Below are 759 nucleotides of genomic sequence, written 5' to 3' on the forward strand. Positions count from 1 at the left end.
TGGCTGATGACGGCGAGCGGTGCCGCCGAGGCCTGCCAGGTCCATGTCGCGATCGAAGTGCCGCATGGCCCGATCGTCGAGACGCTGATCGAGCGCGACTTCAATCTCTATGCCATCAACCCGAAGCAGATGGATCGCTTCCGCGACCGCTTCACGGTCGCCGGCGCCAAGGACGACAGCCGCGATGCCCTGGTCATGGCCTCCGGCCTGCGAACCGATCCGCAGTGCTTCCGCCGGCTCGCGGTCGCCGATCCGACTGTCATCCAGCTCAGGGAATGGTCACGGATCGCCGACAGCCTGACGGTTGAGCGGCAGGCCCTGACCAACCGCATGCGCGAGCTGCTCTGGCGCTACTTCCCGGCCTTCATCGATCTCGACGAAGATCTCGGGACCGCCTGGCTGCTCGATCTCTGGCAGGCTGTGCCGACGCCCGCCAAAGCCACCCGCGGCCGCCGGCAGTTGATCGCCAAGATCCTTGGAGATCACCGCATCCGTCGTCTCGATGTCGACCAGGTGCTCGCCATCCTGCGCCAACCGCCGCTGGCGGTCGCACCCGGCACGACCGAAGCGGCGCGGGCCCATATGGCCACGCTGGTCGTCCGGGTTCGCCTGCTGAACCGGCAGATCAAGGATGCCCATCGTCAGCTCGACATCCTGACGGCAGAGCTACCCGCGTCCGAGGAGACCGAGCCGGGGCAGTCGATGCAGCGTGACGCGGAGATCCTCGCCTCCTTGCCGGGACTGGGAAGGATCAACCTC

General features: G+C 66.9%; 1 protein-coding gene. It reads left to right on the top strand.

The window, feature by feature from the left end:
• A partial coding sequence (locus WDJ51_RS10040; RefSeq protein ID WP_337852319.1) for an IS110 family transposase occupies positions 1-759 on the top strand: 759 nt, incomplete at both ends.

It is taken from the genome of Rathayibacter sp. YIM 133350, assembly GCF_037404875.1.
Taxonomy (GTDB): domain Bacteria; phylum Actinomycetota; class Actinomycetes; order Actinomycetales; family Microbacteriaceae; genus Orlajensenia.